Annotated in this window: 27 protein-coding genes; 15 read left to right on the top strand and 12 right to left on the bottom strand. The window is 66.9% G+C overall.

All coding sequences use genetic code 11. From position 1 onward, the window contains the following. Positions 1–118: 118 nt before the first annotated feature. The gene (locus tag K7W42_RS21525; protein WP_439648876.1) at positions 119–1918 is read right to left on the bottom strand and encodes a hypothetical protein; all 1800 of its coding nucleotides are present in this window, start codon (positions 1916–1918) and stop codon (positions 119–121) included. A gap of 344 nt (positions 1919–2262) precedes the next feature. Between K7W42_RS21525 and K7W42_RS21520 the strand changes: the two genes are divergently transcribed. The 3 genes from K7W42_RS21520 (at position 2263) to ftsY (ending at position 5635) form a co-directional block, all read left to right on the top strand. Next, positions 2263–4350 (top strand): protein kinase domain-containing protein, encoded by a 2088-nt coding sequence (locus K7W42_RS21520; protein WP_224577311.1) that lies wholly within the window; start codon positions 2263–2265, stop codon positions 4348–4350. A 3-nt stretch (positions 4351–4353) separates the two neighbouring features. Continuing rightward, entirely contained in the window at positions 4354–4611 is a 258-nt protein-coding gene (locus tag K7W42_RS21515; protein ID WP_224577309.1) for a glutaredoxin family protein, read from the top strand. Between the two features lie 67 nt (positions 4612–4678). Next, a complete protein-coding gene (gene ftsY, locus K7W42_RS21510) occupies positions 4679–5635 on the top strand; it encodes a signal recognition particle-docking protein FtsY (protein ID WP_224577308.1) in 957 nt (318 codons plus the stop codon). Positions 5636–6035: 400 nt separating this feature from the next. On the opposite strand, the gene K7W42_RS21505 is transcribed toward ftsY, so the two are convergent. The 4 genes from K7W42_RS21505 to K7W42_RS21490 all read right to left on the bottom strand — a co-directional run bounded on the left by K7W42_RS21505 (position 6036) and on the right by K7W42_RS21490 (position 8419). Continuing rightward, on the bottom strand, positions 6036–6791 hold the full coding sequence (locus K7W42_RS21505; protein WP_224577305.1) for an alpha/beta fold hydrolase: 756 nt from the start codon (positions 6789–6791) through the stop codon (positions 6036–6038). Further along, on the bottom strand, positions 6788–7357 hold the full coding sequence (locus tag K7W42_RS21500) for a DinB family protein (RefSeq protein ID WP_224577304.1): 570 nt from the start codon (positions 7355–7357) through the stop codon (positions 6788–6790). The genes K7W42_RS21505 and K7W42_RS21500 overlap by 4 nt, the downstream gene beginning before the upstream one ends. A gap of 87 nt (positions 7358–7444) precedes the next feature. Further along, positions 7445–7984 carry a histidine phosphatase family protein gene (locus K7W42_RS21495; protein WP_224577302.1) on the bottom strand — a complete coding sequence of 180 codons (540 nt, stop codon included), beginning with the start codon at positions 7982–7984 and terminating at the stop codon, positions 7445–7447. Between the two features lie 201 nt (positions 7985–8185). Further along, entirely contained in the window at positions 8186–8419 is a 234-nt protein-coding gene (locus tag K7W42_RS21490; RefSeq protein ID WP_224577300.1) for a hypothetical protein, read from the bottom strand. A 320-nt stretch (positions 8420–8739) separates the two neighbouring features. On the opposite strand from K7W42_RS21490, the gene icd reads away from it, so the two are divergent. Continuing rightward, positions 8740–9996, top strand: a complete 1257-nt coding sequence (icd, locus tag K7W42_RS21485; protein ID WP_224577299.1) for an NADP-dependent isocitrate dehydrogenase — start codon at positions 8740–8742, stop codon at positions 9994–9996. 73 nt (positions 9997–10069) lie between these two features. Beyond that, positions 10070–10378: a hypothetical protein gene (locus tag K7W42_RS21480; protein ID WP_224577298.1), complete on the top strand. Its 309-nt coding sequence runs from the start codon at positions 10070–10072 to the stop codon at positions 10376–10378. Positions 10379–10617: 239 nt separating this feature from the next. Here K7W42_RS21480 and nadA read toward each other — a convergent pair whose 3' ends face one another. The 3 genes from nadA to K7W42_RS21465 all read right to left on the bottom strand — a co-directional run bounded on the left by nadA (position 10618) and on the right by K7W42_RS21465 (position 14127). Beyond that, complete coding sequence (nadA, locus tag K7W42_RS21475) at positions 10618–11637, bottom strand: quinolinate synthase NadA (protein WP_224577297.1); 1020 nt, start codon at positions 11635–11637, stop codon at positions 10618–10620. Then, on the bottom strand, positions 11634–12476 hold the full coding sequence (nadC, locus tag K7W42_RS21470) for a carboxylating nicotinate-nucleotide diphosphorylase (protein WP_224577296.1): 843 nt from the start codon (positions 12474–12476) through the stop codon (positions 11634–11636). Before nadC ends, nadA begins: the two co-directional genes overlap by 4 nt. 106 nt (positions 12477–12582) lie before the next feature. Beyond that, positions 12583–14127 carry an L-aspartate oxidase gene (locus tag K7W42_RS21465; RefSeq protein ID WP_224577295.1) on the bottom strand — a complete coding sequence of 515 codons (1545 nt, stop codon included), beginning with the start codon at positions 14125–14127 and terminating at the stop codon, positions 12583–12585. A 144-nt stretch (positions 14128–14271) separates the two neighbouring features. Here K7W42_RS21465 and K7W42_RS21460 point away from each other — a divergent pair, with 144 nt between their 5' ends. From K7W42_RS21460 to K7W42_RS21435, 6 genes are all read left to right on the top strand, one after another. Further along, positions 14272–14604, top strand: a complete 333-nt coding sequence (locus K7W42_RS21460; RefSeq protein ID WP_224577294.1) for a hypothetical protein — start codon at positions 14272–14274, stop codon at positions 14602–14604. Further along, on the top strand, positions 14601–15359 hold the full coding sequence (locus tag K7W42_RS21455; RefSeq protein ID WP_224577293.1) for a class I SAM-dependent methyltransferase: 759 nt from the start codon (positions 14601–14603) through the stop codon (positions 15357–15359). Before K7W42_RS21460 ends, K7W42_RS21455 begins: the two co-directional genes overlap by 4 nt. A gap of 157 nt (positions 15360–15516) precedes the next feature. Then, positions 15517–16005 carry a Panacea domain-containing protein gene (locus tag K7W42_RS21450; RefSeq protein WP_224577292.1) on the top strand — a complete coding sequence of 163 codons (489 nt, stop codon included), beginning with the start codon at positions 15517–15519 and terminating at the stop codon, positions 16003–16005. Between the two features lie 10 nt (positions 16006–16015). After that, positions 16016–16411 (top strand): hypothetical protein, encoded by a 396-nt coding sequence (locus K7W42_RS21445; RefSeq protein WP_224577291.1) that lies wholly within the window; start codon positions 16016–16018, stop codon positions 16409–16411. A 386-nt stretch (positions 16412–16797) separates the two neighbouring features. Continuing rightward, entirely contained in the window at positions 16798–18330 is a 1533-nt protein-coding gene (locus K7W42_RS21440; protein WP_224577290.1) for a B12-binding domain-containing radical SAM protein, read from the top strand. A gap of 98 nt (positions 18331–18428) precedes the next feature. Continuing rightward, the gene (locus K7W42_RS21435) at positions 18429–18920 is read left to right on the top strand and encodes a hypothetical protein (RefSeq protein ID WP_224577288.1); all 492 of its coding nucleotides are present in this window, start codon (positions 18429–18431) and stop codon (positions 18918–18920) included. A 9-nt stretch (positions 18921–18929) separates the two neighbouring features. On the opposite strand, the gene K7W42_RS21430 is transcribed toward K7W42_RS21435, so the two are convergent. From K7W42_RS21430 to K7W42_RS21420, 3 genes are all read right to left on the bottom strand, one after another. Continuing rightward, positions 18930–19796, bottom strand: coding sequence for an alpha/beta hydrolase family protein (locus K7W42_RS21430; protein ID WP_224577286.1), 867 nt, complete (start codon positions 19794–19796; stop codon positions 18930–18932). Positions 19797–20241: 445 nt separating this feature from the next. Continuing rightward, complete coding sequence (locus K7W42_RS21425) at positions 20242–21408, bottom strand: acyltransferase (RefSeq protein ID WP_224577284.1); 1167 nt, start codon at positions 21406–21408, stop codon at positions 20242–20244. A 139-nt stretch (positions 21409–21547) separates the two neighbouring features. Beyond that, a complete protein-coding gene (locus K7W42_RS21420; protein WP_224577282.1) occupies positions 21548–22663 on the bottom strand; it encodes a prephenate dehydrogenase in 1116 nt (371 codons plus the stop codon). A 58-nt stretch (positions 22664–22721) separates the two neighbouring features. On the opposite strand from K7W42_RS21420, the gene K7W42_RS21415 reads away from it, so the two are divergent. Together K7W42_RS21415 and msrA are read left to right on the top strand one after the other, a co-directional pair. Continuing rightward, complete coding sequence (locus tag K7W42_RS21415) at positions 22722–23474, top strand: TSUP family transporter (RefSeq protein ID WP_224577279.1); 753 nt, start codon at positions 22722–22724, stop codon at positions 23472–23474. Between the two features lie 348 nt (positions 23475–23822). Next, the gene (msrA, locus tag K7W42_RS21410) at positions 23823–24380 is read left to right on the top strand and encodes a peptide-methionine (S)-S-oxide reductase MsrA (RefSeq protein ID WP_224577277.1); all 558 of its coding nucleotides are present in this window, start codon (positions 23823–23825) and stop codon (positions 24378–24380) included. A gap of 59 nt (positions 24381–24439) precedes the next feature. Here the strand turns inward: msrA and K7W42_RS21405 are convergent, their stop codons facing one another. Further along, a complete protein-coding gene (locus K7W42_RS21405; RefSeq protein WP_224577275.1) occupies positions 24440–25102 on the bottom strand; it encodes an MOSC domain-containing protein in 663 nt (220 codons plus the stop codon). A gap of 455 nt (positions 25103–25557) precedes the next feature. On the opposite strand from K7W42_RS21405, the gene K7W42_RS21400 reads away from it, so the two are divergent. Further along, the gene (locus K7W42_RS21400; RefSeq protein WP_224577272.1) at positions 25558–25956 is read left to right on the top strand and encodes a hypothetical protein; all 399 of its coding nucleotides are present in this window, start codon (positions 25558–25560) and stop codon (positions 25954–25956) included. Then, complete coding sequence (locus K7W42_RS21395) at positions 25953–26303, top strand: RNHCP domain-containing protein (RefSeq protein WP_224577271.1); 351 nt, start codon at positions 25953–25955, stop codon at positions 26301–26303. The genes K7W42_RS21400 and K7W42_RS21395 overlap by 4 nt, the downstream gene beginning before the upstream one ends. Positions 26304–26514 lie beyond the last annotated feature (211 nt).

Here is a 26514-nt window from a genome sequence, read left to right as displayed (position 1 = left end):
GATTGATCTCACAGTGGCTCTGAGGTCAGCGAATTCAAAGCGGCACGGAACGGAGCCCCTGAATGACCTGAAGGCCAGCGTTTGTCTGTCATCAAAACAAGACGGTGCAAAGCTCCTCTCAGTGCGCAGTGATGTCCCCGGTTTCCAGCTCGGCCAGGCGCAGGGTGGGCACCGGCTCGTCGCGGCCCACAGTGGCGGCCAGCCAGGTGCCGTGGCGCACCAGCAGCAGGTGCAGGTCCGGCACGCGCACCACTAGGAGGTCGTGCAGAATCATGGGGGCCAGGCCCGGCAGCACCGCCACCAGTTCGCCCTTGTAGTCGTAGCGCAGGGTGACGCCGCGCGGCCCAGCTTCCAGGGTGAGGGGGTCATCGGTCAGCTGGACACTGAGAAAGCCCTCGTCGGTCAGCGTGAATCGCTCGCCCTGACGCGGCTCGGGCAGCGGCTCGGGGCGGTGCAGCGCGGCGTGCAGCGCGCCGTGGAGCCGCTCGGCGGCGCGGGGGTGGAGCCCCAGGGCGGCGGCGGCCTCCTGAAACGCCCCGGCGGCCTGCTCCGGGGCTGTGCGTCCCAGGCGGGCAGAGAGGTTGTCTACCCCTTTGCGGGCAAAGGCCAGCAGCACGTCCGGCGTGGCGGCGTGGTATTTGCGGGCGCTGTCTGGTCCCAGGCTGTCCAGCTGCAAGGGGCCGCCGCGCAGCAGGCCGGCAGCGGCGCGGGCCAGGCGCAGGTACGCAAACTGTTCCTGGCTGTCCAGCAGCAGCGAAACCGCGCGAGCCAGCGACGCCCGGCGGCCCAGTTCGACCGCCGCCTGACTGTCGATGTGCAGCATCAGGTAGGCGCCGCTGACAAAGAGGCGCAGGTGTGTGCCGGGCAGCGCCACGGTCTGGGTGCGGTCGGCGGGACTCAGGCCAGGGCGCAGCAGCGTGACCTGGCCGTCCACCTGAAGTTGCCAGTTGGGGCCAATAGGCTGCCAGCGCAGTTCCAGACCGCGCCAGCGGGCTGCCTGGGCGCCGCGCAGATGGATAATCAGCCGGTCGGCGCCGTCATCAGGCACGCGCATGGCGCTGGCGGGATGCTGCGCGTACAGCACGCTGCCGTGCGGCACCGCCCCCAGGGTGCGGCTGGGAGCACTGTCCAGCAGCGGCTCCAGCTGATCGGCAACCTCACGCGCCGCCACACGGATGACCGAGCGCTCGCGCGGGTCGCGCGGCAGGGGATACTCGGCCTTCAGGGCCACGATCAGGCGCTCTCTGGCTTCGGGGGCCATCGGCTCGCGCTCGGCGGCGGCCAGCCGGGCGGCCAGCACGTCCTCGTCGGGGTGGCGCGGAAACGGCTCGGCCTGCACCTCAGACAGGGCGGTGCGCACCTGACTGCGGCCCGCCTCGGTCAGCAGCAGGGTGCTCAGGGCGCCCGCAATGGCCTGGTTGACCTCGGGGTCGTGCAGGTCCATCAGGGGGTCGTTGGCAGCGGGCACCGGCACGGGCTTGTACCCCGGCCCCACGGCCCGCTCGGCATTTTCTACGACGGTGTACAACACCCGCAGGCGCTGCAACGTGGCGTCGCGCTGCCAGTGCCCGGCCAGCTCCTGCAGGGTGCGGGCGGCGCGGTGGTGCCATAGCAGGGTGTGCAGTTCTTCCCAGGCGCGTGTTTCGTCTGAGTCGGCGGTGGCGGGTGCCTCCCAGGCCGCGTGAGGCAGAGGGGCGGGGCGGCCCCGGTGGGGCAGGGGTGCTTGGCCTCCCTGCTGTCCCCGGAACATCCGGTCACTTTCCATGACCCGCCGCAGCAGGGCGGGTTCCAGGGGAGCGCCCAGCAACTCCTCGCGCAGCTCGGTCAGGGAGCGCCGGCCCCCGCGCGGCACCCGGCCCTCCAGCACATCGGTGACCTTGTATTCAAAGAGCTCAACCAGTTCGGCCCAGTACGGCATCACGCGGCCTCTGGCGCCGCACAGCCGACCCTACACGCCAACGAGCAGAAGAAAACAGCAGGAAGAAAGTGGCGGTAACCCATGTGCAGGCGGCCTCCCCAGCCGGTGAAGGGCCGCGCCGACCCCTGAACCAGAGGGCAAGTGGCCACAGCAGGCGCGGTCATGCCCACAGTATGCCCCGAAGCCCTGCCCTTGCCGTACACCAGACGGGGTGACTGCCCGCTGGAGGGACCAGGGAGGCAGACGCCTAGATTTGCTCGCCTGTAAGGGCGGCGCAAGTTCTGTTTTGTATAACTAGGAATCATGAAGCCGACCCCTCTTTCTCTTGAGCCGGGCGGCGCGGCGTGACGCCGCTGCTGCTGGGTGCACTGTTCATTGTGGGGTTACTGCTCTCTGTGCGGGCGCCCGAGCGCGTGCTGGGGTTTGTGTCGGCCGGCGTGGTGGCCGTGCTGGCGCTGGTGCTGGCCGGGTTGGCCCTGGGCGTCGGCGGCCCGCAGGGCGCGCCCCTGGCCTTTGCCGAACTGGGCCGCGCCCAGGGCGCGCTGTGCCTGGCGGCCTTCCTGCTGGCCACGGCCGCCTTCCGGCTGGGCCGGGTGCTCACGCCCAGCATCCACCGTGGTCCGCGTGACGCGCGCGGCCGCCCGGTGCGGGTGCAGCGCACCGCCACCCCCATGCCGCCCTCGCGCCGCAACACGCTGGCGCAGACGGCCATTGACCTGCGCTTTCAGGATTACGAGGTTCTGGAGCGCATCGGCATTGGGGGCATGGGCAGCGTGTACCGCGCCCGGCGCCGCCAGGACGGCCGCGTGGTGGCCCTGAAAGTGCCGCAGGACAAGTACCTGGCCGACGCCAAGTTCGTCAAGCGCTTTTACCGTGAGGCCGAGGTCCTCAAGCGCTTTAACCACCCCAACATCGTGCGCGTGTACGACTACCGCATGCAGGACCCCGAGCACTACATCGCCATGGAATTTCTGGACGGCGAGAGCCTGGAGGGCCTGCTGGAAAACCGCAGCCTGAGCTTCAGTGAAGGCTCACAGCTGATTCGCGCGCTGGCCGATGCCCTGCGGCACATCCACATGCAGAATGTGGTGCACCGCGATATCAAGCCCGCCAACGTGATGGTCCTGAAAAATGCCTTCACCGACGGCGTGCTGCGCGAGGGTGGGGTTAAACTCATGGACTTCGGGATTGCGGTGGGCAAAGTCCTGACCCGGCTCACCATGACCGGCGCCCGCGTGGGGACGCCCATCTACATGGCCCCCGAACAGGCCAAGGGCAACCGCGTGGACGCCCGCAGCGACGTGTATTCCCTGGGCCTGCTGGCCTACGAGATGGTGACGGGCCAGACCGCCTTCAAGGGCAGTTACGAGGCGGTGGTGCACCAGCAGGTCTTCGAGTCGCCCAAGCCGCCCAAACAGGTGCGCCTGGAGGTGCCGGGCAAGCTCAACGACCTGATTCTGCACATGATTGAAAAAGACCCCGCCCAGCGCCCCACCCTGGACGAGGTGATTGCGCGCATTGACGTGGGTGTCCTGAGTGACGAGGCCTTTAACGACCCCGTAGCCCTGGCCCTGAGCGTGCAGGAAAAGCGCGGCACAGTGCGGCTACTGGACCTGAAGTGCAAGCTGCGTGCCAGCCTGCGTGACCAGTCGGGCGGCGACAAGGGCATGCCCGGCGCGCCCAATGCCATGAGTAGTGACGGGCAGGGCCACATGTACGTGACGCTGCTGGACTATCGCCAGGGCAAGGCGGGCGCCCTGGTACGCAAGCTGGACGCCGAGGGCCAGGAACTCCTGAGCTTCGGGCCCTACGGCCTGAACGACGGCGAACTGCTGCAACCGGTGGCGATTGCCGCCACCGACGCGCTGGTGTTCGTGCTGGACGCCGAGGCGCACCACGTGGTCGTGTTTGACTCGCAGGGCCGCTTCGTGCGCCGCTTTGGTGGCAAGGGGCAGGGGCTGGGGCGTTTCGAGAAGCCGCGTTCTATCGTGGCCTCGGCAGACGGACACGTTTACGTTCTGGACACCGGCAACAACGAGGTGCAGCGCTTTACGGCGCAGGGCGAGTACCTCAGCCGCTACGCCTTCCGCCTAGACCGCAACAGTGACAGCCTGCGGTCGCTGGACGGTCTAGCGGTGGACCAGTACGGGGCCGTGTACATCGTGGACGCCGTTGCCCGGAAGGTGCGCAAGATCGAAGCTGACGGCTCGCCGGGCCTGACCTTTGCCCTGGAAACCCTGGTCGGTGAACCCACCGAGTCGCCGTGGCTGCTGCAGGTCGGCCCCGACGGCCAGCTGTACGCGGTGCGTCAGGGCGGCCAGGTCCTGCGCACCTATTCGGGCGCGGGCGACCTGCTCAGTCAATGCGACATGTACGCCCCGGTGCAGGCCATGACCATCCTGACGCGGCCTCAGGTGCTGCAGCCCGCCTGAGCTGTGGCTCTGCCTCTGCTGACCCTGTACCACCGCCCCGGCTGCCACCTGTGTGAGCAGGCCGGGGCCCATCTGGACGCCCTGAACTTCCGTTACGAGTGGGTGAATGTGGACGCTGACCCTGACCTGCGCGCCCGCTACGGCGACGACGTGCCGGTCCTGGCGTGCGGAGAGCGGGTGCTGGGCAAGGGGGCCTTCAGCCGGGGCCGCCTGAGCCAGGTGAAGGTGCTGCTGCTGCGGGAGGCGGCGGGGCGGTCATAATGCCTGGCCCTGGGCGCTATGGTGAAGCCATGATGACCCTGTTGTCCCGCCAGCCCGGAGCCTGCGTATGAGCTGGTTGGAGCGGCTGCGCGACGGCCTGAGCAAGACCCGCAAACAAATCAACGACACCGCCGGCTTTCTGGGCACCGATGTGCGCGACGTTTTTACCGGCCGCCTGGAAACCATTGAGGACCTGGAATACGCCCTGATTGCCGCTGACGTGGGCCGCGCCGCCACCGAGGAAATCCTGGAAGACATCCGCGCCAGCGAGGGCAAGAACCTGCAGCAGGCCCTAATGGACGCCCTGACCCTGCAACTGGAACCCGACAGCCGCCGCGCGGAGTTTCGCAAGCTGGGCTTTACCCCCGACGCCCGGCGCAGCAGCGTGGACCCCAAGGGCCATGTGGTCATGGTGATTGGCGTCAACGGCGTGGGCAAAACCACCACGATTGCCAAGCTGGGCCAGTATTACCGGGGTCGGGGCAAGAGCGTGATGTTCGCCGCTGGCGATACCTTCCGCGCGGCGGCAGGTGCGCAGCTGGGCGTCTGGGGCGAGCGCCTGGGCATTCCAGTGGTGCAGGGCGTGGACGGCGGCGACCCGGCTGCTGTGGCCTTTGACGGCGCCAGCGCCCGCGTGGCGCGCGGCACGGACCTGCTGTTCGTGGATACCGCCGGGCGCCTTCACAACAAGCACAACCTGATGGAAGAGCTGAAAAAGGTCCGCCGCGTGATTGACAAGGCCGACCCGAACGAACCCGCCGAGGTCTGGCTGGTGCTGGACGCCGTGACGGGCCAGAACGGGCTGCAACAGGCCAAGAAGTTCCACGAGGCCACGCCCCTGACCGGCGTGATTGTCACCAAGCTCGACGGCACGGCCAAGGGCGGCATTCTGGTGCCGATTGTGCGGGAGCTGGGCGTGCCCATCAAATTTATTGGGGTGGGGGAGGGTGCCGACGACCTGCAACCCTTCGACAGCCGTGAATTTGTACGCGCCCTGTTCGATGTGAACATCCCGCGCGAGTAAACAGCGGAAGGCAGGTCAGCGAGCCAGCGGTGAGCGCTGGCTTTCTGCTGGCTGTGGCGGTCACTTGCGCCGCTCGGTTTAGGGGGTGATTTCGGGTCTGTCCGATCAGCACCCAGTTCCACTGATACGGACTCCGATTGAATCGTTTGCAAAAACGATGAAATCCGAGCGGACTTGCAAAGCTGCGCAGCAGAGCTAGAAGGAGAACAACGGGTTCCGGACGTGGAGTTGGCAAATCGGCGTTTTCCCGATTTGTTAACGAAACAAACGGAATCCGTATGAATAGGTCTAGCCCCCAGGATGGCTGGGGAGAACAGCGCGAGTCTTGACAGCTCAGCAGCAATTGAAGTGGCAGTGACGAGGCTTTCTCACCCTCAATGCCACGGAGGACCACCAGCGGTCACACTTCATCCAGCAGAAACCTCACCACATCGTCGCGCATTCGCTGGCTGGTGTAGTGGGCCACCCCAGGGTAGGTGCGCGCCTGAAAGTGCTGGGGCTGCCCGACTTGGGCATAGGCGGCCCGGTAGGCCTGCGCGGTCGGTTCGTGGTGCGCCGCCAGCGGAAAGGTCGGGTCGGCCTCGCCGCTGGCCAGGAGCAGCGGCTTTGGGGCCAGGTCGCCCGCATGGGTCAGGGGGCGGTGGGCTTCCAAGAAGGCCTGCGTTTCGGGGCGCCGCACTTCAGGCTCTTGCCAGACACCGGACGTGATCAGGGCCGCGACCTTTGCCACCCTCTGTTCCAGGCGGCCCAGGGTCTGCGCCACGTAGCCGCCCATGCTAGAGCCGACCACCCAGACGGGCACGGGGCCATAGGTCGCCTGCGCCGCGTCCAGCAGCGCCGGAGCTTCGGCCACTGTGCGGCGCACGCTGTCCCAGACGTACTCGCGGGGGTTCAGGCCGGGTGGGGTCTCGCCCAGACGCTCGCCGTGCAGGGCGCTGTCGGGCAGCATAGCCGCCACCCCCGCCGCCGTGAGGGCGCTGTAAACGCCCAGCTTGCCTTCCTTGGTGGCCCAGGCGCCGTGATAGACCACGCACAGGGCGCGGGTGGGCTGGCCTTCGGGGGGCCGCTCGACCAGACAGGGCACCCCGGCGAGGACGCGCCGCTCTATCTGGTAGGGCTTCCCCGCAGCGGTGGGCGTGGCGTGGGGATCGGTCATGGCTGAGCGTCCTGGCCGCGCAGCAAGCGGCGAATCAGCCGAATCTGGCCCCGGTGGCTGACCTCATCTTCCATGACGTGAAACCAGGCCCAGTGGTGGTTCATGCGGGGGTCGGCGGGCACAGGCTCAGAGAGCCAGGCATCGTCCCTGGCGGCTAGCTGGCGCAGGGTGTCGGTCAGGGTCGCCTCCAGGTCGGCCTCGTACCACGCGAGGTCGTGGCCGCGCACGCTGAGCTGCGCGGCTTCGCCCAGGTCCAGGGCAGGGCGGTGGGCGGCAAAGGCCTCGTCGTCGTAAGGGTCGTGGCCCTCAAAGGTCATGGTCTGGTAGATCCGGTGAACCGCCGCCAGGTGCGCCAGCAGCATGCCCACCGAATTGGTGAGGCCTGGGGGCACCGCGTCCAGTTCAGCCTGGGTCATGCCGGCTGCGGCCTGCAGCGTGGTCAGTCGGGCGTAGGTCAGCCTATCTACCAGCGCGGCTATCAGCGGTGTCAGGGGAGAACGGCCCAACGTGACGATCTCGCAGGCGCGGTCATCCTTGAGGGTGGTGGCCAAGCCGGGCAGGGTCATACGTCAGCCTAGCCTGACCGCGGCTGCCCCTCCACTCTGGAAAAACGGCCCGCCTCTCATGTCTACTTCTGCAGCCGCTCTTGGCCGTCACTTCCTGCGTCCGCTCTGGGGTGAAGTGAGCGGGGACCAGACCCGCACATCTAGATTGGTCAGGGCCGCCCACTCTGCGTAGGTCAGCCCCAGGGCCAGCGCCATCAGGTTTCCGTGGGTGACCACCACGGTTACGCCGCTCGGGTCTCGGGCGTCGGCCAGGGCCGCAAGGCTGCGCGCCTGCGCCCGGCGCCCCGATTCGCCGCCCGGAAACCGCAGAGCCGGCACGCGGAAACTCCAGCGGAGGCCGGCCCTCCACCAGCCCACCGGCCGGCCAGTCAGGACCCGCTCGGTCAGGCGCTCGTCTATGTGGATGGTCATGGCTATGCTCTCGGCCAGCGGCTGCGCCGTCTGCACAGCTCGCCGCCAGGGACTGCTGACGATCCGGGTCAGAGGCAGGTGGGCCAGGGCCCGCGCCAGGTCCTGCACGGCGGTCTCACCGTCCGGGGTTAAGGCCGCGTCTGGGGCCTGTCCCTCGGCTCTGGCATGCCACACCAGCAGGACTATCCCAGGCGGCAGCTGTTCAGGCAGCTTCATGGATTCTCCCTGCGGACGTTGCCTGCGGGCGGCCGCGCAGGCCACTGGTGGCGCGGTCGCTCTGCCGCTTGTCGGGGGCCATTGTCATCCAGCAGGCCCGCAGCCAGAAGGTTCATAGAGGTCATCCTGCTACGGCCTGACTGCACCGGGCCACAAAAAACCAGCGCCCGCTGGGGGCACTGGTCAGTGAAGGCTCAGGCGTTAGTGACCGTCGCCGTCCTGGGCCTCGCGCTTGCCTTCGCTGTATTCCGCGTGGGCCTGGGTGTTGTGGAGTTCCGCTTTGGCGCGGTCTTCCAGCGCTTCGGCCTTGTGGTGGGCGTCGCCGGTCACGGCGTGGGCCACGTTGTGTCCGGCCTCGCGGGCACGGTCAGCAGCTTCGTCGACCTTGGCCTTAGCGGCGTCCAGCATATTTCCTGCGGTGCTTTTATCACTCATGGGTTAGAGTCCTCCTGCGCGTGGATTCCCGGATGGGTTTTTCCAGAGTGCCGCGTTCCGGTGGGCGGCAGGTGAGCGGCCCTTGAGGAGAACTGGAGCGTTCTCCCTGATTCTCCTTTAGGTCCCTTGAGTCCTCCCTAAAGTGGCGACAGAGTGTGTCCACGGTGGTCAGTGGGACGATCTATCCGAAAGTAGCGTGACGACTTCTCGGCATCTGGCGCCCCTCTGAGCAGCCTCACCTTTTGAACTGCGTCTAAACCCTTCGGGTAACACGGACACCAAAGTCAGGATTGGGCCGCGTGGAGTACAGTAGGGCCGACATGGATAAGCACATCAAGGTGCCCACGCAGGGCGAGAAGATTACGATGCAGGGCGGCAAGCTGTCCGTTCCCAACCACCCCATCATTCCGTTCGTGGAAGGCGACGGTACCGGCCCCGACATCTGGAAGGCCTCGGTGCGGGTGCTGGACGCTGCGGTTGAAGTGGCTTACGGCGGTGAGAAGAAAATCGAGTGGATGGAAGTCTACGCCGGTGAAAAGAGCCTGGAAGTCTATGGCGAAAACGAGTGGCTGCCCCAGAGCACGGTCAACGCCTTCAATGAATACCTGTTCGGTATCAAGGGGCCGCTGACCACGCCTGTGGGCACCGGCATCCGCTCGATTAACGTGGCGCTGCGCCAGGAGCTTGACCTGTACGCCTGCGTGCGCCCCGTGCAGTACTTCGACGGCGTGCCCAGCCCGGTCAAGCGCCCCCAGGACGTGGACATGGTGATCTTCCGTGAAAACACCGAGGACATCTACGCGGGCATTGAGTACAAGGCCGGCACTGACGAGGCCGACAAGATGCGCGGCTTCCTGACCCGCGAGATGGGCGTCAAAAAGATCCGTTTCCCCGAAAGCAGCTCCTTTGGCATCAAGCCCGTGTCCAAAGAAGGCACCGAGCGGCTGGTGCGCGCCGCGATTGAGTACGCCGTGGAGAACGGCCGCAAGAGCGTGGCGCTGGTGCACAAGGGCAACATCATGAAGTTCACCGAAGGCGGCTTCCGCGACTGGGGCTATGAACTGGCCAAGCGTGAATTCGGCGCCGTGGAACTGGACGGTGGCCCCTGGCTGCAGCTGCCGAACGGCATCGTCATCAAGGACGTGATTGCCGACAACTTCCTCCAGCAGATTCTGCTGCGCCCCACCGACTACGACGTGATTGCCACGCTGAACCTGAACGGCGACTACATCAGCGACGCGCTGGCCGCGCAGGTCGGCGGCATCGGCATCGCGCCCGGCGCCAACATCAACTACGTGACGGGCCACGCGATCTTCGAGGCCACCCACGGCACCGCGCCCAAGTACGCGGGCAAGAACGTCATCAACCCCTCCTCGGTCATTCTGTCGGGCGAGATGATGCTGCGCTACATGGGCTGGACCGAGGCCGCCGACCTGATTCTGAAGGGGCTAGACGCCACCATTCAGCAGAAGGCTGTGACCTACGACTTCGCACGCAGCATGGAAGGTGCCACCGAAGTGAAGACCAGCGAGTTTGCCGACCGCATCATCGAGAACATGAAGGCTGCAAAGGCGTAAGCCAGAAAAGCTGATTGAGCGGGCGGGGGCGTGAAAGCCTCCGCCCGTTTTTTGATGACCAGACTTGCCGCAAGTGCGGTCGCAGGCCGCTGTGCCGCGCGCTACGGTGGCCCTGATGTGTGCGTTCGCTGCGGGGATTGCTCTGGTGGCGCTGGGCCTCTTTGTGGGTGCCCTGGGTTTGATGCTGTCTGACTTGGGCCAGCAGGCCGCTGACTTCGAAACCAGTGTGTCGGTCATTCGCGTCTTTGGAGCCTTGTTTGGCGGAACAGAAACGCTGATGTTGTTGCTGTTGCCCGGCGCGCTGCTGGTGCTGCTGGGTATCGGCTTACTGGTGGTGGGGTGGCCTGCTCTGCAAATGCCCAGGCAGGAGGCCGAGGACTAGCACGGTTGTCTGTTGCCTTGTTGCCCAGAGCAGTTCAAGTGGAAGAGGAGCAACACGTGTTCCACAGCGGTTGCCAGTTCCACTCTGGGGCCAACAACCCCCTGGGTTCCTGTCTGCTGTGGACACTCACTTCGTTCGTCTCAAAGCGTTTGAGGGAGAAGCACCCAACCGCTCTGGGTGGTGAGATCAGGCCAGATTGAGCAGTGCAGTCGGCACGTCTAGGTTGCCTTTCTGCCTCTTCAGCCAATCGCCAGCATGCGCTCAATCGGTTTCAGGGCCTGTGCGCGAATGTCCTCAGGCACGGTGACACGCGGCTGCAAGTTCAGCAGGCTGTCGCGGATGTTCTCCAGGGTAATCATCTTCATGTACTCGCAGCAGGCGGTGCGGCTGACCGGAATAAAGGTCTTGTCCGGCACATCGTGCTCAAGGCGCGTGACCATGCCCGTTTCGGTGACCACAATGAATTCCTGCGCGGCGCTGGTCCTGGCGCGGCCAATCATGCCCTCGGTAGAGTAGAGCTGGAGGTCTGGAATGGCACTGAGAATCCGGCTGGAGCAGCCGCATTCGGGGTGAATCAGCAGCTCGGCGTCTGGGTAGGCGGCCTGCTGGCCCTGCACGTCTTCAGGGCGAATGGCCTCGTGAACGTGGCAGGCCCCATCCCATACGTCCATCTGCCGCCCGGTTTCGCGGATGACATGCGCCGCCAGAAACCGGTCTGGGGCGAACAGGACGGGCACGCCCTCTGGCAGGCTCTGCACAATCTGCACGGCGTTGCCGCTGGTGCAGCAGTAGTCCGAAACGGCTTTCACGTCGGCGGTGGTGTTCACGTAGGTCACCACCAGGCCGCCGGGGTTCTCGGCCTTCCAGTCGCGGATGCCCTGTGCCGTCACGGTGTCGGCCAGCGAGCAGCCTGCGCGCAGATCGGGCAGCAGCACCGTTTTCTCCGGGTTCAGGATGGCAGCGGTTTCAGCCATAAAGTGCACGCCTGCAAAAACAATCACGTCGGCGTCGGTCCTGGCGGCCATCCGCGAGAGGCCCAGCGAATCGCCCACGAAGTCGGCAATGCCTTGCACCTCGGGCCGCTGGTAGTTGTGAGCCAGGATCACCGCTTTGTTCTCGGCCCGCAGCCGCACAATGTCGGCGCGCAGTTCGGCCTCATCGGGCAGCACAGTCAGCTGAAGCAGGTCGCGGTGCGGCACCTGGGGGCGCGGCACCAGCGGAGCAGAAGAGAGGGGGGTCGGTTCGGTCGGGTTGCTCATCGTTGGTCCTCAGGCAGAAAGTTCAGGCTGATGTCCAGGGCCGGCGCCGAATGGGTCAGGGCGCCGGCGCTGACGTAGTCCACGCCACTCTGGGCCACGCGCGGCAGGCGTTCCAGGGTCATGTTGCCGCTGGCTTCCAGGGTGACGTGGGGGGCCAAGCTGCTGCGCAGGGCCACCGCCTCGGCCAGCAGCGCGTCGTCCATGTTGTCCAGTAGCACGCGGTCGGCGCCGGCCCGCAGGGCTTCTTCCAGGCCGGGGAGGTCCGGCACCTCGCATTCCACTTTCAAAAGGTAGGCGTAGTCACGGGCGCGGCGAATAGCCTCGGCGATGCCGCCAGCGGCGGCCACATGGTTGTCCTTGATCAGCAGACCGTCGTCCAGGCCCGCGCGGTGGTTCAGGCCCCCGCCGTGCCGGACCGCCTGCTTTTCCAGGTCGCGCCACAGCGGCGTGGTCTTGCGGGTGTCCAGCAGGCGTGTCCGGCCAGGCCCCAGCGCCTCCACGTAGCGCCGCGTCTGGGTGGCGACGCCGCTTAAGCGCTGCAGCAGGTTCAGGGCTAGCCGCTCGCCGGTCAGCAGGCTGCGCGCGGGGCCGCTCAGGGTGCCGATGATGCCGCGCCCCCGCCGCTCGCCGTCCTGAGCGGTCCAGTGCACGGTCACCCGCTCGTCTACCAGCGCAAACACGCGGGCAGCCACCATTAAGCCGCTTAGCACACCGTCTTCTTTGAGCAGGAATTCAGCGCGGGCCTGCTGGCTCTCGGCAATCGTGGCCAGCGTGGTGGCGTCGCCGCGCCCGATGTCCTCGGCTAGGGCGGCGCGCAGGCGCTCGTCCAGACTCAACATGCCAAGCACGGGGACAGAGGGGGAAGGCTTGTGCGGGAAATCACGCGCTGAACCCTAGCGCATTTGTTCGGCGCCTGTTCAGAACTCGGGAACGGCGGCCGCTGGGTCACGGTTGCTGGCCCACGAGGACGGCGGCTTGCACTGGGACAGATTCCAGGCTGACCGAGCCGTCAGAGCGGCGCTGCGCCACCGTGTGCTCCGGGGGTCCTTCGGCTGGGAAGTCGCTGCGGTGGTGCCCGCCGCGCGACTCCTGGCGGGCCAGGGCCGAGCGCAGCAGCAGGCCCCCGATGGTCGCCAGGTGCCCAGCCTCCAGACTGGCGCGGGTGGTTTCGGGGCCAGCCGGCCAACCCCAGGCGTCCAGCGCCTGCTGCAGACCCGGCGCGGTGCGGTGCAGGCCGGCGGCCGAGTCCATCACGGCGCGCAGGCGGGGCAGCGCCGCCGGGTTGACGGTGGGCATGGATGGGGCCTCGCCCTCTGTCTGGGGGGTTTTCAGTTCGGCCAGGGCTGCTCTGGCCGCGCGCGCGCCAAACACCAGCCCCTCCGAGAGACTGTTGCTGGCCAGCCGGTTGGCGCCGTGCAGACCGCTGGAGGCCACCTCGCCCGCCGCATACAGCCCTGGCACGCTGGCGCGGCCCTGCACGTCGGTCAGGACGCCGCCCATTGTGTAATGCACCGCTGGCTGCACCGGAATGAGGTCGCGGCCCAGGTCCAGCCCCCAGGGCCGCAGCGCCCCCGTGACGGTGGGAAAGCGCGCGTGGACAAAGGCCTCACCCAGGTGGCGCAGGTCCAGGAAGACGGCGCCCGTCGCGGCGCGCTCGGCGGCGATGGCGCGGGCCACCACGTCGCGCGGGGCCAGTTCCAGCGCCTCGTCATAGCGGGCCATAAAGCGCTCCTCAGAGGCACTGAGCAGGTGACCGCCCTCGCCGCGCGCCGCCTCGGTGACCAGCCGGGCCTCGTCGCCGCGTACCACGGCCGTCGGGTGAAACTGCACGAATTCCAGGTCGCGCAGCGCCGCGCCGACCGCCCAGGCCAGCCCCAGGCCGTCGCCGGTGCCTTCGGGCGGGGCCGTGGTCACGCCGAACAGGCGCCCAAAGCCGCCGGTGGCCAGCAGCACGGCGCCGGCCCGGACGCGCAGCGGCCCCTGTGGCGTCAGCAGGTTGGCGCCGACGATGCGGCCGCCCGCATGCCGCAGGCTCTGCACAAAGGCGCCTTCTTGGAGATTCAGGGCGGGGCCGTGGCCGGCGCGCAGCGCCTGACTGAGCGCCAGGCTGACCGCGTGGCCAGTGGCGTCGCCCGTGTGCCGGATTCGGGGGCGGCTGTGCCCCCCTTCCAGCGTGCGGTGCGGCGAAAAGCTCACGCCCAGGTCACGCAGGGTGTCCACATGGGCCTGGGCCTCCTTGACGAAGGTCATGACGGTCTCCGGCTCGCACAGGCCGCGTCCGGCGGTCATGGTGTCGGCGGCGTGCGCGGCCTCGTCGTACAGGCCCAGGGGCGCTGCAATACCGCCCTGCGCCCACCGGGTCGAGCCGCCGACCAGCGCGCCCTTGCAGGCCAGCAGCACGTCGGCGCCATAACTGCGGGCTGTCAGCGCGGCGTAGGCCCCCGCCACCCCGCCGCCCACCACCAAGAGCTCGGTTTCCAGCGTCTTCACAGCTGTTCAGGGTAAAGCAGGGCCAGCGGCCAGAGGTGTCACTGGCCGGCAGGCAGCGGTGTAGGCCGTCAGGCGGGGGCGGCCCGCTGCTAGACTGCGCCCCATGACCTGCCCCCCTCTTGCCACCCAGGCTGGGTGCGCGGCGTGACCCGCCTGCTGCTGGCCCTGGCGGGGGTGGTGCTGCTGGCGGTCACGGCGCTGGCGGCTGTGTGGTTGGTGGGGCAACTGCTGACTGGCCTGGGTGCCTTTATCGTGGGCACGGCGGGGGTGCTGGGGCGCCTGCTGTGGTTTCTGCTGGTGGCCGGAGGGCTGTCCGGCCTGGTGTTTTTCGTGGCGAGTGCGTGGCGCCCGGCAGGTCGCCTGCCTGCGGCGCGGCGGGGAGTGGCCCCTGCCGCCCGGCCCTCCCCGCCACCGACTGCGGTCACCTTGGCCCCGGCGCCTGTCCCCGCTGCGCGCGTGCCAGAGACTTCCCCATGAGCCACGCTGACCGCTTTGATGGCCGCGCCGCCGCCTATGCCCAGGGCCGCCCCGGTTACCCAGCGGCTCTGGGGGCCTGGCTGCGCGGCACGGGCCTGTTGCGCCGCCCGGTAGCCGACCTGGGCGCCGGTACAGGTCTGTTTACCCGCGTGCTCTTGGCCGGCGGGGCCACGGTGACGGCCATTGAACCCAACGCAGGGATGCGCGCTGTCTTGCAGACCAGCCTGGAGGACGCAGTGACCGAGGGCCGCCTGCGCGTGCAGGCCGGTACCTCCGAAGCGATGGGGCTGCCGGATGCCTCGGCCGCACTCATCACGGCTGCCCAGGCCGCGCACTGGTTTGACCCGGTGCCGACAGTGCAGGAGTGGCAGCGTGTGCTGCGCCCCGGTGGGCAGGTGCTGCTGGTCTGGAATGACTGGCGCGGCTTAGAGGAGGGTTTTAACCCCGCCTACGGCGCGGTGGTGCGCCCCTTTCTGGCGGCCGGTACCCCCGACACCGCCAACCGCGTCCCTGAGGACCGGCTGCCCGCGCTGCTGCCCGGCGGCTTTGACACCCAGATGTTTGAGCAGGCCCATGCGCTGACCCGGGAGCGCCTCCACGCGCTGGCCGGCAGCGTCAATTATCTGCCGGCCCCTGACTCGCCTGACTTTCCAGCCCTGACAGCGGCCCTGGACACGGCCTTTGATGCTCACGCGCAGGCTGGCGAGGTCACGCTGATCTACCGCACGTACGCCTACCTGGGCCGCCTGGACTAAGCCGGGCACGGCCTCTAGTGATTTGCGACCACGGCGTTATCCAAACAGGGCGAAGAGTACGTCCTTCCAAGGCTAAAATTGGAGATTCAAAGAAAGCCAGAACGGCCGTGCCAGCAGCGGCTGTGTTACGCTGAGGACAGAAGGGAGGGCCCAGGCCATGACCATCGCCATCGATAATCCCCAGCGCACCGGGTACGCCGCCGAGGTGGTGGCGAACGCCTTTCTGGGTCTGGCCCGTCAGGAGGGCCGCGCCCTGACCCAGATGCAGGTGCATAAGCTGGTCTTTATCGCCCACGGGTTTACCCTGGCGCTGCTGGGCCGGCCCCTGATGTACAACACGGTGCATGCGTGGCGGGGTGGGCCGGTGGTGCGGCGGCTGTGGCAGCTGTGGGGCGAACGCGGCACCCGGCCCATTGAGGACGCGCTGCCCGTGGCGCCGGGCGAACCGGAGCTGAGCGGCGACCCCGAAGCCAGCGACGTGATTCGTAGCGTCTGGGAGGCGTATGGCCGCATGGACGGTCTGGAACTCTCTCGCCTGACGCACCGCAGCGGTAGCCCGTGGTCTCAGGTGTACGGCCAGCCCACCGACCTGATTCCTGACCAGGTCACGCGCGAGTACTACACAGCCCTGGCCCGCAGCGCCTGAACCCTGCCCTGTGACCGACCCTGCGCCGCCCACTGACTCCGCGCCGAGCCCAGCGGCCACCACCATTGCGCGCACCGTGCAGCACAGCCTGGAAGCCGAACGGCGCGACCTGCCCACCCAGGCCGAACTGGAACGCCGCACCCGTGAACTGCGGTACCGCGAGGCTGTGGATCAGCGCTGGCTGCGCCTGGGGGTGGGGGCCATCGTGTTTCTGCTGTCGGCGGGGTGGCTGGCGGCCGACATCGTGCTGACGCTGGCGGCCGGTTGGGGGGAGTTGGATGGGCGCCCGTTCAAGCTGGACAGCACAGTGATCGTCGCTTTTCTGACCACCAGCACGGCCACAGTGATTGGCCTTTTCCTCGTTTTCCTGCGCTGGCTCTATCCGCAGGTGACCCCGTCTGGCTAGACCCGGTAGGAGATGCAGGTATTGGATGGGATGAAAGGCATATCTGTAGGCCAACATCAGCCCCATCGTGTGTGGATGGGTCGTGCCGAGCGGCCTTGAAGAGCAGTGCCTCAGATCAGGACCGCTTTGCAGGGCGGATTCCGGGCGGAAAGTTGGCACACCAATCCTGATTTGTGGACGTGACAGCTGCAAGCCGTAACAGTCGGCTCTCTAGAGGGGCATGCCGTGCTGCGCCCCCGGCTTCGGCGTAACCCGCGCTTCAGTTGGGCGGCGAAAATCCGTTAGAATCGCAGATTGTGACGCGCGCCGCCGCCTGAGGTTCAGCTTCTTCCGCTGCTTTTCACGGCCTTTCTTTCCGGCGCGGGCCACGCCCCACCGGAGGACTTTTGAGTTACTGGCGCACTGCAATTAAACCCCTGCTGGAGGCCGAAACCGGCACCCTCTTCAAACAGGCCCCCATCCGCGTGACGCTGGCCTTTCCCAACCGGTACTCGGTGGGGATGGCGTCGTTGGGCTATCAGGTCATTTACCGCATGTTCAATCAGGAAGAAGGGGTGGCCTGCGAGCGCGCCTTTCTTCCTGACGATGTCGAGGCTTTCGAGCGTACTGGCCAGGCGCTGCCCACCGTGGAAACCGGGCGCGACGCTGGCGACTGCGAACTTTTCGCCCTGAGCGTGTCGTTTGAGCTGGACCTGACCAACATCATCCGCACGCTGGATGTGGCGGGCCTGCGGCCCCTGCGTGAGGAACGGAGTGACTCTGACGCGCTCGTCATGATTGGCGGGCCGTTTACCTCGTCCAACCCTTACCCGCTGACCCCGTTTGCCGACATCATCATCATTGGGGACGGCGAACAGATTGTGCCAGTCATCAGCGAGGCGCTGCGCGAAGCGACCTCCCGCGAGGACTTTTACGACCTCGTGGACGGAATGCCTGGTGTCTTCTTGCCGGCGCGGCACGCCCATGAACCCAAGTGGGCCACCGCGCCCAAGGAACTGCTGCCAGCCTACAGCCAGATTGTCACGCCGCACAGCGAGCTGAGCAACATGTTTCTGGTGGAAGCCCAGCGCGGCTGCCCGCGCCCCTGCACCTTTTGCCTGGCCCGCACCATGTACGGCCCCAACCGCAACAATCAGGCCCAGGAACTGCTGGACACCATTCCCGACTGGGTCGAAAAGGTGGGGCTGGTGGGCGCGGCCCTGTCGGACTTCCCGCACACCAAGTACGTGGGCCGCACCCTGACCGAGCGCGGCATCAAGCTGGGCGTGTCCAGCATCCGCGCCGATACCGTGGACGCCGAACTGGCCGAGATTCTCAAGGCGGGCGGCCTGCGCACCTTCACGGTCGCCAGCGACGCCCCCAGCGAACGCCTGCGCCGCTGGCTGAAAAAGGGCATCACCACCGAGGACCTGCTCAAGACCGCGCACATCAGCCGGAACCTGGGCTTTAAGGGCATCAAGGTCTACATGATGATTGGCCTGGGACCAGAAACCGACGACGACATCACCGAGCTGATCTCGTTCACGAAGGAACTGGCCGGCATCAACCGGATTGCGCTGGGTATCAGTCCCTTTGTGCCCAAGCGCCATACGCCCCACTTTGCTGACCCCTTTGCAGGCGTGCAGACCATCGAAAAACGCATGAAGCGCATTCAGAAGGAACTGCGTACCACCGCCGAACTGCGCAACGTGTCGGCCAAATGGGCCTGGGTCGAAAGCGTGATTGCGCGCGGCGGTCCCGAAGTGGGGATGGCCGCCTATCAGATTTACCGCAGCGAGAGCATCGGCGCCTGGAAAAAGGCGCTGGCTGAGGTGGGCTGGAGTGATGAGTTCGAGGCGAACATGCCCACCATTGGCCTGCCGCCGGGGCAGTACGAGAGCAAAGAGGTCAGCGCCCACGCACAGGGCCTGGCGATTTAGATAAAGAACAGGAGAGGGCGGGCACCAGCGTAGAAGGGGGCCCGCCTGCTCTTGGTGCTGGTCCGGGTCTCCTCACCTTCGGGCGGCAGAATGCAGCCGTGCTAACCCTGACTGTCTGGAAGCGCCTCAGCCTTATGGGCGTGGTCGGCGGGCTGCTGGTCGGTGGTCAGGCGGAGGCGGTCACTACGGCCAACCAGCCTGCGTTGGTGCAGGTGTTTATTCCTGGTGTCGTGGAGCCTGGCGCCCAGGACTCCCTCCTGACCGTTAAGGTCAAAGGCTTGGAAAACCCAGGCCGATTCTTGCTCACCGGCATCTGCCAGGTGCGCTACACCGTCTTTGACCGGCAGGGTAAGGGCCTGCTGATGTACCCCAACCGCCAGACCTTGTGTGCCGAGGTGGGGCTGAGTGTAAACACCGCGCGCGGCACCTGGCAGACGTTCAAGAGTCCGCTGTCACCCATTCGAGAGGCCGGGCTGCCACCGGGGAAATACCTGCTGTCGGTGCAGATCGTTCTCATTGACACCGCTTCTGGTCGGGCGTTAGATCTGCCAGCCATAGTGTCCAACACCGCCAATCTTTGGGTGAGATAACAGCCCCTGTCACCTGGAGCGCAACATCGGCACTTCGGTCGGCGCTGGGGGTCGGGCTTCCAGGCGCCCAAAGAAGGCGGCCAGATGGGCGCCCAGCTCTGGCGTGAAGCGGTTCCCGCCCAGGTGAGCGCCGCTGACACGCAGCTGCACGCTATCGGGGTGACGTCCAAAAACCTCGAACAGCCGCGCGCTGTTGGTGGCGTGGGGTACGGTCTGGTCTTCCTCGCTAAACACCGTCAGGAGGGGCTGGCGCGGCGCCGTCTGGGCGGCCACCAGCGGATTCAGGGCCGCCGGCAGGGCGCCGCTGACTGTGTAGGCCGTCTGAATCTCGGTGCGGCGCGTTACGGCCGTGCCGTAGGCTTGGTCCAGATCCACCCAGGCGTCAATCAGGGCCAGGCCGCTGACGGGATAGGGCGCGCCAGGCAGGGCGCTGCGCAGCGCCATCAGGCCGCCCATACTCAGGCCCAGGGCGAAAGTGCGGCCATTCCAGGCAAAGCGGCGCGTGGCCGCCGCGTGGGTGGCCCCCAGTTCGCTCAGGGCTGCTGGGCTGCCCCAGGTGGCGGGTCCGCCGTCGCTGCTCAGCAGCACCGCAAAGCCGCCCTGCAGCAGCGTGCTGGTGAGTACGCCCACCTGCGGGCTGTCACGCAGCCGCTCGGCGCTCTGGCCGCGCGGGTGCGACACGACCACCAGCGAGCAGGGCCGCGCCGCGCAGGTGGCCGGCGCCTGAAGCCATGACGGCGCGTCCGGGGCGCCCAGCGACACCCATGCGGGCGGGGTGGCTGGAATATCCAGAGACGGGGGGGGTGGGGTCAGGGCGCCCGCAGAAACACTGGCAGCGCACAGCACAGAGAACAGGAGGACGGCAGCACGCTTCACTTCGCGGCACTGTAGCGTCTCAAGCTGACCGGAGGCTGTGACAGGCTGGACGGGTGCGGTCTGAAAGTCAATAAACCGGGCAAGTGCCGGCAGGTCCAGTCCATGTCTGGAGTCCCTGTTGCTCTCAGGCGATCTCTTACCAGGCGACTCCAACGGGCACTGTTCTTCCTCACGCTGAGGTAGGCGATTGGCTCACAGCGGTCTTCCATCGCAGTGAGGATGGCCAGCGTCACCATTTAGTTCATGGAGGCTACCGTCTCAATACAGCGACTGGCCTCTGGCTCACAACTCCGCGTGTCCAGAATCGTAGCGAGCGCCTCCGATGCTAACGGTCGAGGAACTCCTCGACTTCTCCGGGGCGAACGAAGTGAGTGTCTATAAAAGTGGGCAGCGCCAGTGGAATTGAGGGGCGTCTTCGGCCTCAAGGCATCAGCTGTCTTGCCGCTCAGCGGCCAAACAGCAGCGTGCCCAGGCGTGTGTTCAGAAGCGTGCGGCCCAGCAGTGCGGGCAAGACCAGCGCCACCACAAAATAGGCGGCCACCGTGACCGCCACGCGCCAGGGCGGGCCGTCGGGCGGCATGTATTTTTCCAGGGCCTGGAGCAGCGCCGGGTGAATCAGGTACACCTGAAGGCTCACCGTGCCCAGCAGACCTACCCCCGTGCGCAGCCAGGGAACGCGGGTGCTGCGGGCCAGGCGGTAGGCCAGCCCCAGCAAGGTCAGGGCGGTCAGGCTGGTGTACACCCAGCTCAGGCCGCTGTACACCACGGGCGTAACGGCCTCGCCCCGGGCGTAGGCCAGCGCAGTGGGCAGGTACACTAGATAGGCCCCGATCAGGAAGGGCAGCAGGGTCCAGCGTCGCCGCTGCCACCAGCCCGTGAACTCGTCCAGGCGGGCGCCCACGGCCATGCCTAGCACCACCGGCAGCATGTACCACAGCACCGTGCTGGCTGGAAAGGGAAGGCGCAGCACTTCACGGTTCAGAAAGTACAGCCCCAGTTGCAGGGCCAGCCCCGCCAGCAGCGCCGCCGTGATGCTGGGCCGCCGCCGCGCCAGGGGCAGCAGCAGGGGCAGCACCAAATAGACTTCCAGCGCCACCAGCAGGAAGTACAGGTGATAGCTGGCCTTGCCGTACATGAGCCAGTCGCGCCAGCGGTCCCAATCGGTCAGGGTATCGGGGGCGCGCTGGCCAGTCCAGACGTACCAGGCGATGTACAGCGCGCTCCAGAGCAGGTATGGCCAGCCGCCGCGCGTCAGGCGCCGCCAGAAGTACCGGCCCGGCTCGAACTTTTTCAGCAGGCTGCGCGTCAGCACCACCGCCGACAGGAACACGAAGGCGGGCACGGCAAAGTGCAAGGTGCGGTTCACCAGCAGCGCGGCCAGGTGGGCGGTGGTGTCAGGCTGAAACCAGCGCAGCGCCACGCCGCTCGTGTGGTGCCCCACCACTTCCAGAATGGTCAGGCCGCGAAACAGATCAATGGCTGAAAGGCGCGTGGCTGGTGCGGGCCTGCCCTCAAGCGGCGGCGTCTCCGGCGCCTGATCCGAGGGGGCTGGGTCAGGAACGGGGACAGAAGCCGCGTTGGGGGGAGGGGAGAGTGGGAGCGGGTCAGCCATCAACCCCTCACGCTACCGCGTCGGGGGCCAGGCAGGGTGAATGGGCGCCTCATCTTTTGTCGCCGTGTGAGGGTGGAGACAGGGACCTGCATCAGCCGCTGCGCGCGGGGTAGCCCTCTGCCTCCGAGGACTCAGGTGCTCAGCCCCGGCCCCGCACCTCAAAACCCGCCGCATTCAGGATGCTGGCCGCGTGTGTTACATCGTCAGGGCTTTCTAAGCCCAGGCGAATGGCGCCGCCGTCCTCACGAATGGCCAGCACCTCAATGTCCTTGATGTTCACGCCCGCCGCGCCCAGGGCCTGCGTCACGGCGCCAATCTGGTTGGGACGGTCGGGCACTGCTACCACAAGGTCGTGGCGCTGGGGCAGCAGGCTGCGGCGCACCACTGGCAGGCTGTCACGGGTGCGTTTGCCTTCAGCGGCGGCGGCCAGCAGTTCCTCGGGTTCGTCGAGATCGGCTTCCAGGCGCTGAAGTTGCCTCCGGAACCGGCCCAGGGCGTCTTTGAGGGCCGCGCGGTTTTCCACCACCATGTCGCGGCTCATGCGGGGGTCGCCGCTGGCCACGCGCGTCAGGTCACGGAAGCCGCCGGCTGCCAGCAGGCTCAGGCGTTCGTCACGCGCCACCATATGCGTCAGGGCCAGGCTGGCCAGGTAGGGCAGGTGACTGACCGTCGCCACCAGCGCGTCGTGGGCGTCAGGCGGCATGACCACGGGGGCGGCGCCCAGTTCCTCGACCAGCGTGCGGGCGCGGCTCAGGGCGGTCAGGGGAGTGTGGTCGGTGGGAGTCAGCACCCACACGGCGTTTTCCAGCAGCGCGGCGCGGGCGTGTGTGACCCCGCCGCGCTCGCTGCCCGCCATCGGGTGCCCGGCCACGAAGCCCCGCACGCCCAGGCGCTCCATCTCGGCGGCAATCCCGGCCTTCACGCTGCCCACGTCGGTAACCAGCGCGGCTGGATTCAGGTAAGGGGCCAGGTCGGCGGCCAGGGGGGCCAGGGCGCGCATGGGGGCGGCCAGCACCACCAGGTCGGCTCCGCGCAGCCACTCGCCCGGTGCGGCCCGCACCTCGTCCACCACGCCCAGTGCCTCGGCCTCGCGCAGCACGTCCATGCTGGCGTCCAGACCAATCACCCGCCGCGCCAGCAGCCGCTGACGCAGTCCCAGCGCCACGCTGCCGCCAATCAGGCCCACGCCCGCCACCACAGCGGTGTCAAACAGGGGCGGGGCAGGGGGGGCGGCGCGGTCTGGGCGGGCAGTCATGGGGGCGAGGCTAGCACGGCCCCTTCCGCTGGCGCCCACCCGCGCTACAGTGCCCGGCGTGCCTGGTCCCGAAGTGCTGCTTTACGGCCTGCCTCTGGCCTTTCTCGCCGGTTTTCTGGACGCGGTGGCCGGCGGCGGCGGCACCATCACGCTGCCCACCCTTTTCCTGATGGGCCTCAGCCCCGCGCAGGTGGTCGCCACCAACAAGCTGCTGGCTATTTTTGGGTCCGGCAGCGCCACCTGGCAGTACTGGAAGGGCGGGCATGTTGAGCGGCCGCTGGTGCTGCGCCTGATTCCGCTGGCCCTCCTTGGCAGCGCGCTGGGCGCCTTTCTGGTGCGTTTTGTGGACCCGGCAGTGTTTCGCACGCTGGTGGGCGTGGTCATCCTGGCGGTCGGCGCCCTGGTGCTGGTCAACAAGCGCTTTGGCCTGGAAGACCGCTATCCCGGTCTGACCGCCCGTACCCTGGCCCTGACCCTGCCGGGCACGCTGGTCATTGGCCTCTATGACGGCTTTCTGGGCCCCGGCACCGGCACCTTTGCCATGTTTCTGTTCTCGCTGGCCGGTTTTAACCTCGTGCGCTCCAGCGGCAACGCGCGCACCGTGAATTTTGCCACCAACCTGGGTGCCTTTTTCCTGTTTCTGGTGGGTGGGCAGATGGTCTGGTGGATTGGCCTGCCGATGGGCGCCGCCAACGCCCTGGGCGCCTATGCGGGTGCGCGCATGGCCATGCTGCGCGGCAGCGCCTTCGTGAAGTGGATGTACGGGATCATCGTGGTGCTGGTGGCTGCCCGGCTGTTTTTTGGGCGGTAATACAGTTTCCGCCTGATAACGGCACATTAAAGGAGAGCGGCAGTCCGTCCCCTCTCCTCCTCGCTCTTCTACGAAGCTCTTCAAGCCTACGGCGCAGCTTGCCAAGTCGGCTCGGATACCATCCTGCATGCTGTTCGATTCAATCGGAGTTTGTAAAAGACTCCAGGTGTGTTCAGTAGGTCAGCACCAATGAAGATGCTGCCTTGATCTCACCATGCCTTTTGCCTTCGACCTCGGACGCACGGCAAGGGCGGCGAGCATGACCCCTCTTCTCTTCACCTTGACCTGGCGTTTAGACCGTGCCCCTGCTTCCCGTCGTGCGCAGGCCCGCGCGGCATCATGCCTCTCATGACGACCCCGACCTCCCAGTCCCAGACGCAACAGGCCATTCTTGCTGGAGGCTGCTTCTGGTGTACAGAAGCTGTGCTCAAGGACGTGCGCGGCGTGCAGAAGATTGAAAGCGGCTACATCGGCGGTCACACGCCCAACCCCGATTACCGCAGCGTGTGCAGCGGCCAGACGGGCCACGCCGAGGCCGTGCGCGTGACTTTTGACCCGGCGCAGGTCAGTTACAAGGACCTGCTGGGCCTGTTTTTTGCCACCCATGACCCCACAACCCTCAACCGGCAGGGCGCGGATACGGGCACCCAGTACCGCAGCGCGGTGTTTCCCCAGACCCCCGAGCAAGAAGCCCAGACCCGCGAGGTGATTGCCGACCTGACCTCGCAGAACGTCTTCGGCCAGCCGATTGTCACCACTGTCGAGCCCGCCAGCGAGTTCTTTGTGGCCGAGGACTACCATCAGGACTACTACGCCAATAACCCGCGCCAGCCGTACTGCGCGGCCGTAATTGCGCCCAAAGTGGCCAAGATGCGCCAGTATTACGCCGATCGTTTGCGGGCCTAAGCAACTAGAGAAAGTGCGCCAGAGTTATCTTCTGGCGCGCTTTCTCGTGGCCAGCAGGGTTAACCAAGTTTGCTCAGCCGACTTTCGAGGTCGCGCCGGGTCCGTATGGCGACCGGGAAGGTCAGCCAGGCTTCCAGAGTGGCCCGCATGGTGTCCCGGTCCCCCACATACAGGTCAAACAGCTCGCCAATGGTCGGCGCGGCAGGGTCGCCGGGGGTATAGGTCACGGCGTCACCGGCGCCTACGGTGCCTTCCTGCAAGACACGCAGATACAGGCCAGGCCGGCGCATCCGGGCAAAGCGTTTGACAAACGAGCCCTCGCGCACATGGGCCGCCAGCGTGCCGCAGGGAATGCGCGGCGCGGTGACTTCTAGCACGGCGTCGCCGCCCGTGCCGTGCAGCGTCAGGCGGTCGCCTACGCGCAGCTCGGCGGAGGCCAGGCCACTCAGGGTCAGGTTCTCGCCAAACAGGCCGGGGCGGGGCGGGGGAGAGAGCTCGGCTGCCCAGGCCGCGTAATCCGTCTGGGTGTAGGCATACACTGCCTGATCGGGGCCGCCGTGGTGCTTGCGGTTTAGCACATGGTCGCCGTCCAGCCCTGCTTGTCGGACCGCCACATGGCCCGGCAGTGGGTGCTTGTCGATGCCCGTGATGGTGGCCCGGCCGCCCACTTTCAGAGCCGTTGGCTGTCCCACACACACGGCCGTCACCCTCAGTTCGCTCATGGCCGCAGCCTAGAGCATTTGGTGAAAGGAGAGGGTGGCAGGAACTGGCTGGGCGCCAGAGGCTGCGTGCGGCGCCTGGGGCCACAGGGCCTCCTGTTACAGGGGAGAGGGCATCTGAGGTTCTCCCAAATGCAGGGCTGCTGAGGACCGGAGTGAAATGCTGAAATAGGCGTCTAGCAGGCCATCAGTCCGTGACGCCCACACACCAGAAGATTACTGCTTGACCAGCCCCAGGCCCTGAACCTCTTCCGTTCTCCTGCGGGCCTGTAGCAGGCCGTTTGAATGGAAACGTTATGGCACATCGTGGGGCTAAAGTGGATTTGACTGCGGGAGCCGAGCTTAAGAGCTTCGCCCGCACGGGGAAGGGGTACAGGAGTTGGCCACGTCCCAGCCTCCTCGCTCCAGCGTGATTCCTGTCCTCGCCCGCGCCGCGCCCATGTGCTGAAATACCGGCTGTGACCCCTCCTCTTTCGCCTTCTCCACTGGTCGCGGCGGGCCGCCCCCTAACCCTGGCCGTCCTGTGGGGCCTGTTCATGCTGACCAGTCTGCCGCTGCTGGCGGGGCTGGTGCAGGGCCAGGCGACCGGCGTAGAGAGGCAGGTGCTGTACGCCTGCGCCACCGCCTTTTTGCTGGGGATGGTCTGGCGCGGCAGCATCTGGGCCTGGCGCCTGACGGTTAGTTTCGGCATGGTGGCCGGCTTTCTGGTGTTCATCCTGGGCATGCTGTCGGGCACCTGGGTCATCAGTGGGGTGGGGCTGGGGTATCTGGTGCTGGCCACCGCGCTGGTGGGCACGGCCAGCGTCCGCGCCTTTCTGGACAGCCGCTGGGCCGCGCGCTCTGGGCGGCGCCTTTGAGCGGTGAGCGGCGTTTTACTGTGCAGGGCACCAACAACGCCTTCGCCTGCGGTCACTGCGGCGCCCAGGTGTTACCGCTGCGCAACGGCAGCGTGCGAAACCACTGCCCCCACTGCCTGCACAGCAAACATGTGGATGTCCTGCCCGGTGACCGCGCCTGCGAGTGTCACGGCCTGATGGCCCCCGTGGGTGTGGAGCAGAGCGGCAAGAAGGGCTGGGTGCTGGTTCACCGCTGCCAGACCTGCGGCTTTCAGGGCCGCAACCGCGCCGCGCTGGACGATCCCGAGCAGCCGGACAGCTGGGACGCCATCGTGGCCTTAAGCGCCCGCACAGAGCAGGGGCGCTAAAGAGCAGCGGCTGCCAGCAATCTGAGGAAGTGAGAAATTGGGGCACGACCTCCCCCACCGTCTGGGCCGGTGTTTCACAGAGAGGAGGGAAGACTCAGAATCCGGCGAACCCAAAGCTCTGCTGGGTAAACGACGACAAGCATCCACAACAGTCAAGTGGCCGCCCCATCACTTCAGCACCAGCATCGTGCCTGATTAACCTGGAATAGGA

It is taken from the genome of Deinococcus betulae, assembly GCF_020166395.1.
Lineage (GTDB): Bacteria > Deinococcota > Deinococci > Deinococcales > Deinococcaceae > Deinococcus > Deinococcus betulae.
This window is presented reverse-complemented; position numbering and strand designations above follow the sequence as displayed.

What these genes read in the sequence shown, in the direction of transcription:
- K7W42_RS21425 (WP_224577284.1), bottom strand. Translation starts at nt 21,408, where the DNA reads ATGGCTGACCCGCTCCCACTCTCCCCTCCCCCCAACGCGGCTTCTGTC.
- K7W42_RS21455 (WP_224577293.1), top strand. Translation starts at nt 14,601, where the DNA reads ATGAGCCACGCTGACCGCTTTGATGGCCGCGCCGCCGCCTATGCCCAG.
- K7W42_RS21450 (WP_224577292.1), top strand. Translation starts at nt 15,517, where the DNA reads ATGACCATCGCCATCGATAATCCCCAGCGCACCGGGTACGCCGCCGAG.
- K7W42_RS21495 (WP_224577302.1), bottom strand. Translation starts at nt 7,984, where the DNA reads ATGAAGCTGCCTGAACAGCTGCCGCCTGGGATAGTCCTGCTGGTGTGG.
- nadC (WP_224577296.1), bottom strand. Translation starts at nt 12,476, where the DNA reads ATGTTGAGTCTGGACGAGCGCCTGCGCGCCGCCCTAGCCGAGGACATC.
- ftsY (WP_224577308.1), top strand. Translation starts at nt 4,679, where the DNA reads ATGAGCTGGTTGGAGCGGCTGCGCGACGGCCTGAGCAAGACCCGCAAA.
- icd (WP_224577299.1), top strand. Translation starts at nt 8,740, where the DNA reads ATGGATAAGCACATCAAGGTGCCCACGCAGGGCGAGAAGATTACGATG.
- K7W42_RS21525 (WP_439648876.1), bottom strand. Translation starts at nt 1,918, where the DNA reads ATGCCGTACTGGGCCGAACTGGTTGAGCTCTTTGAATACAAGGTCACC.
- K7W42_RS21420 (WP_224577282.1), bottom strand. Translation starts at nt 22,663, where the DNA reads ATGACTGCCCGCCCAGACCGCGCCGCCCCCCCTGCCCCGCCCCTGTTT.
- K7W42_RS21500 (WP_224577304.1), bottom strand. Translation starts at nt 7,357, where the DNA reads ATGACCCTGCCCGGCTTGGCCACCACCCTCAAGGATGACCGCGCCTGC.
- K7W42_RS21505 (WP_224577305.1), bottom strand. Translation starts at nt 6,791, where the DNA reads ATGACCGATCCCCACGCCACGCCCACCGCTGCGGGGAAGCCCTACCAG.
- nadA (WP_224577297.1), bottom strand. Translation starts at nt 11,637, where the DNA reads ATGAGCAACCCGACCGAACCGACCCCCCTCTCTTCTGCTCCGCTGGTG.
- K7W42_RS21405 (WP_224577275.1), bottom strand. Translation starts at nt 25,102, where the DNA reads ATGAGCGAACTGAGGGTGACGGCCGTGTGTGTGGGACAGCCAACGGCT.
- msrA (WP_224577277.1), top strand. Translation starts at nt 23,823, where the DNA reads ATGACGACCCCGACCTCCCAGTCCCAGACGCAACAGGCCATTCTTGCT.
- K7W42_RS21490 (WP_224577300.1), bottom strand. Translation starts at nt 8,419, where the DNA reads ATGAGTGATAAAAGCACCGCAGGAAATATGCTGGACGCCGCTAAGGCC.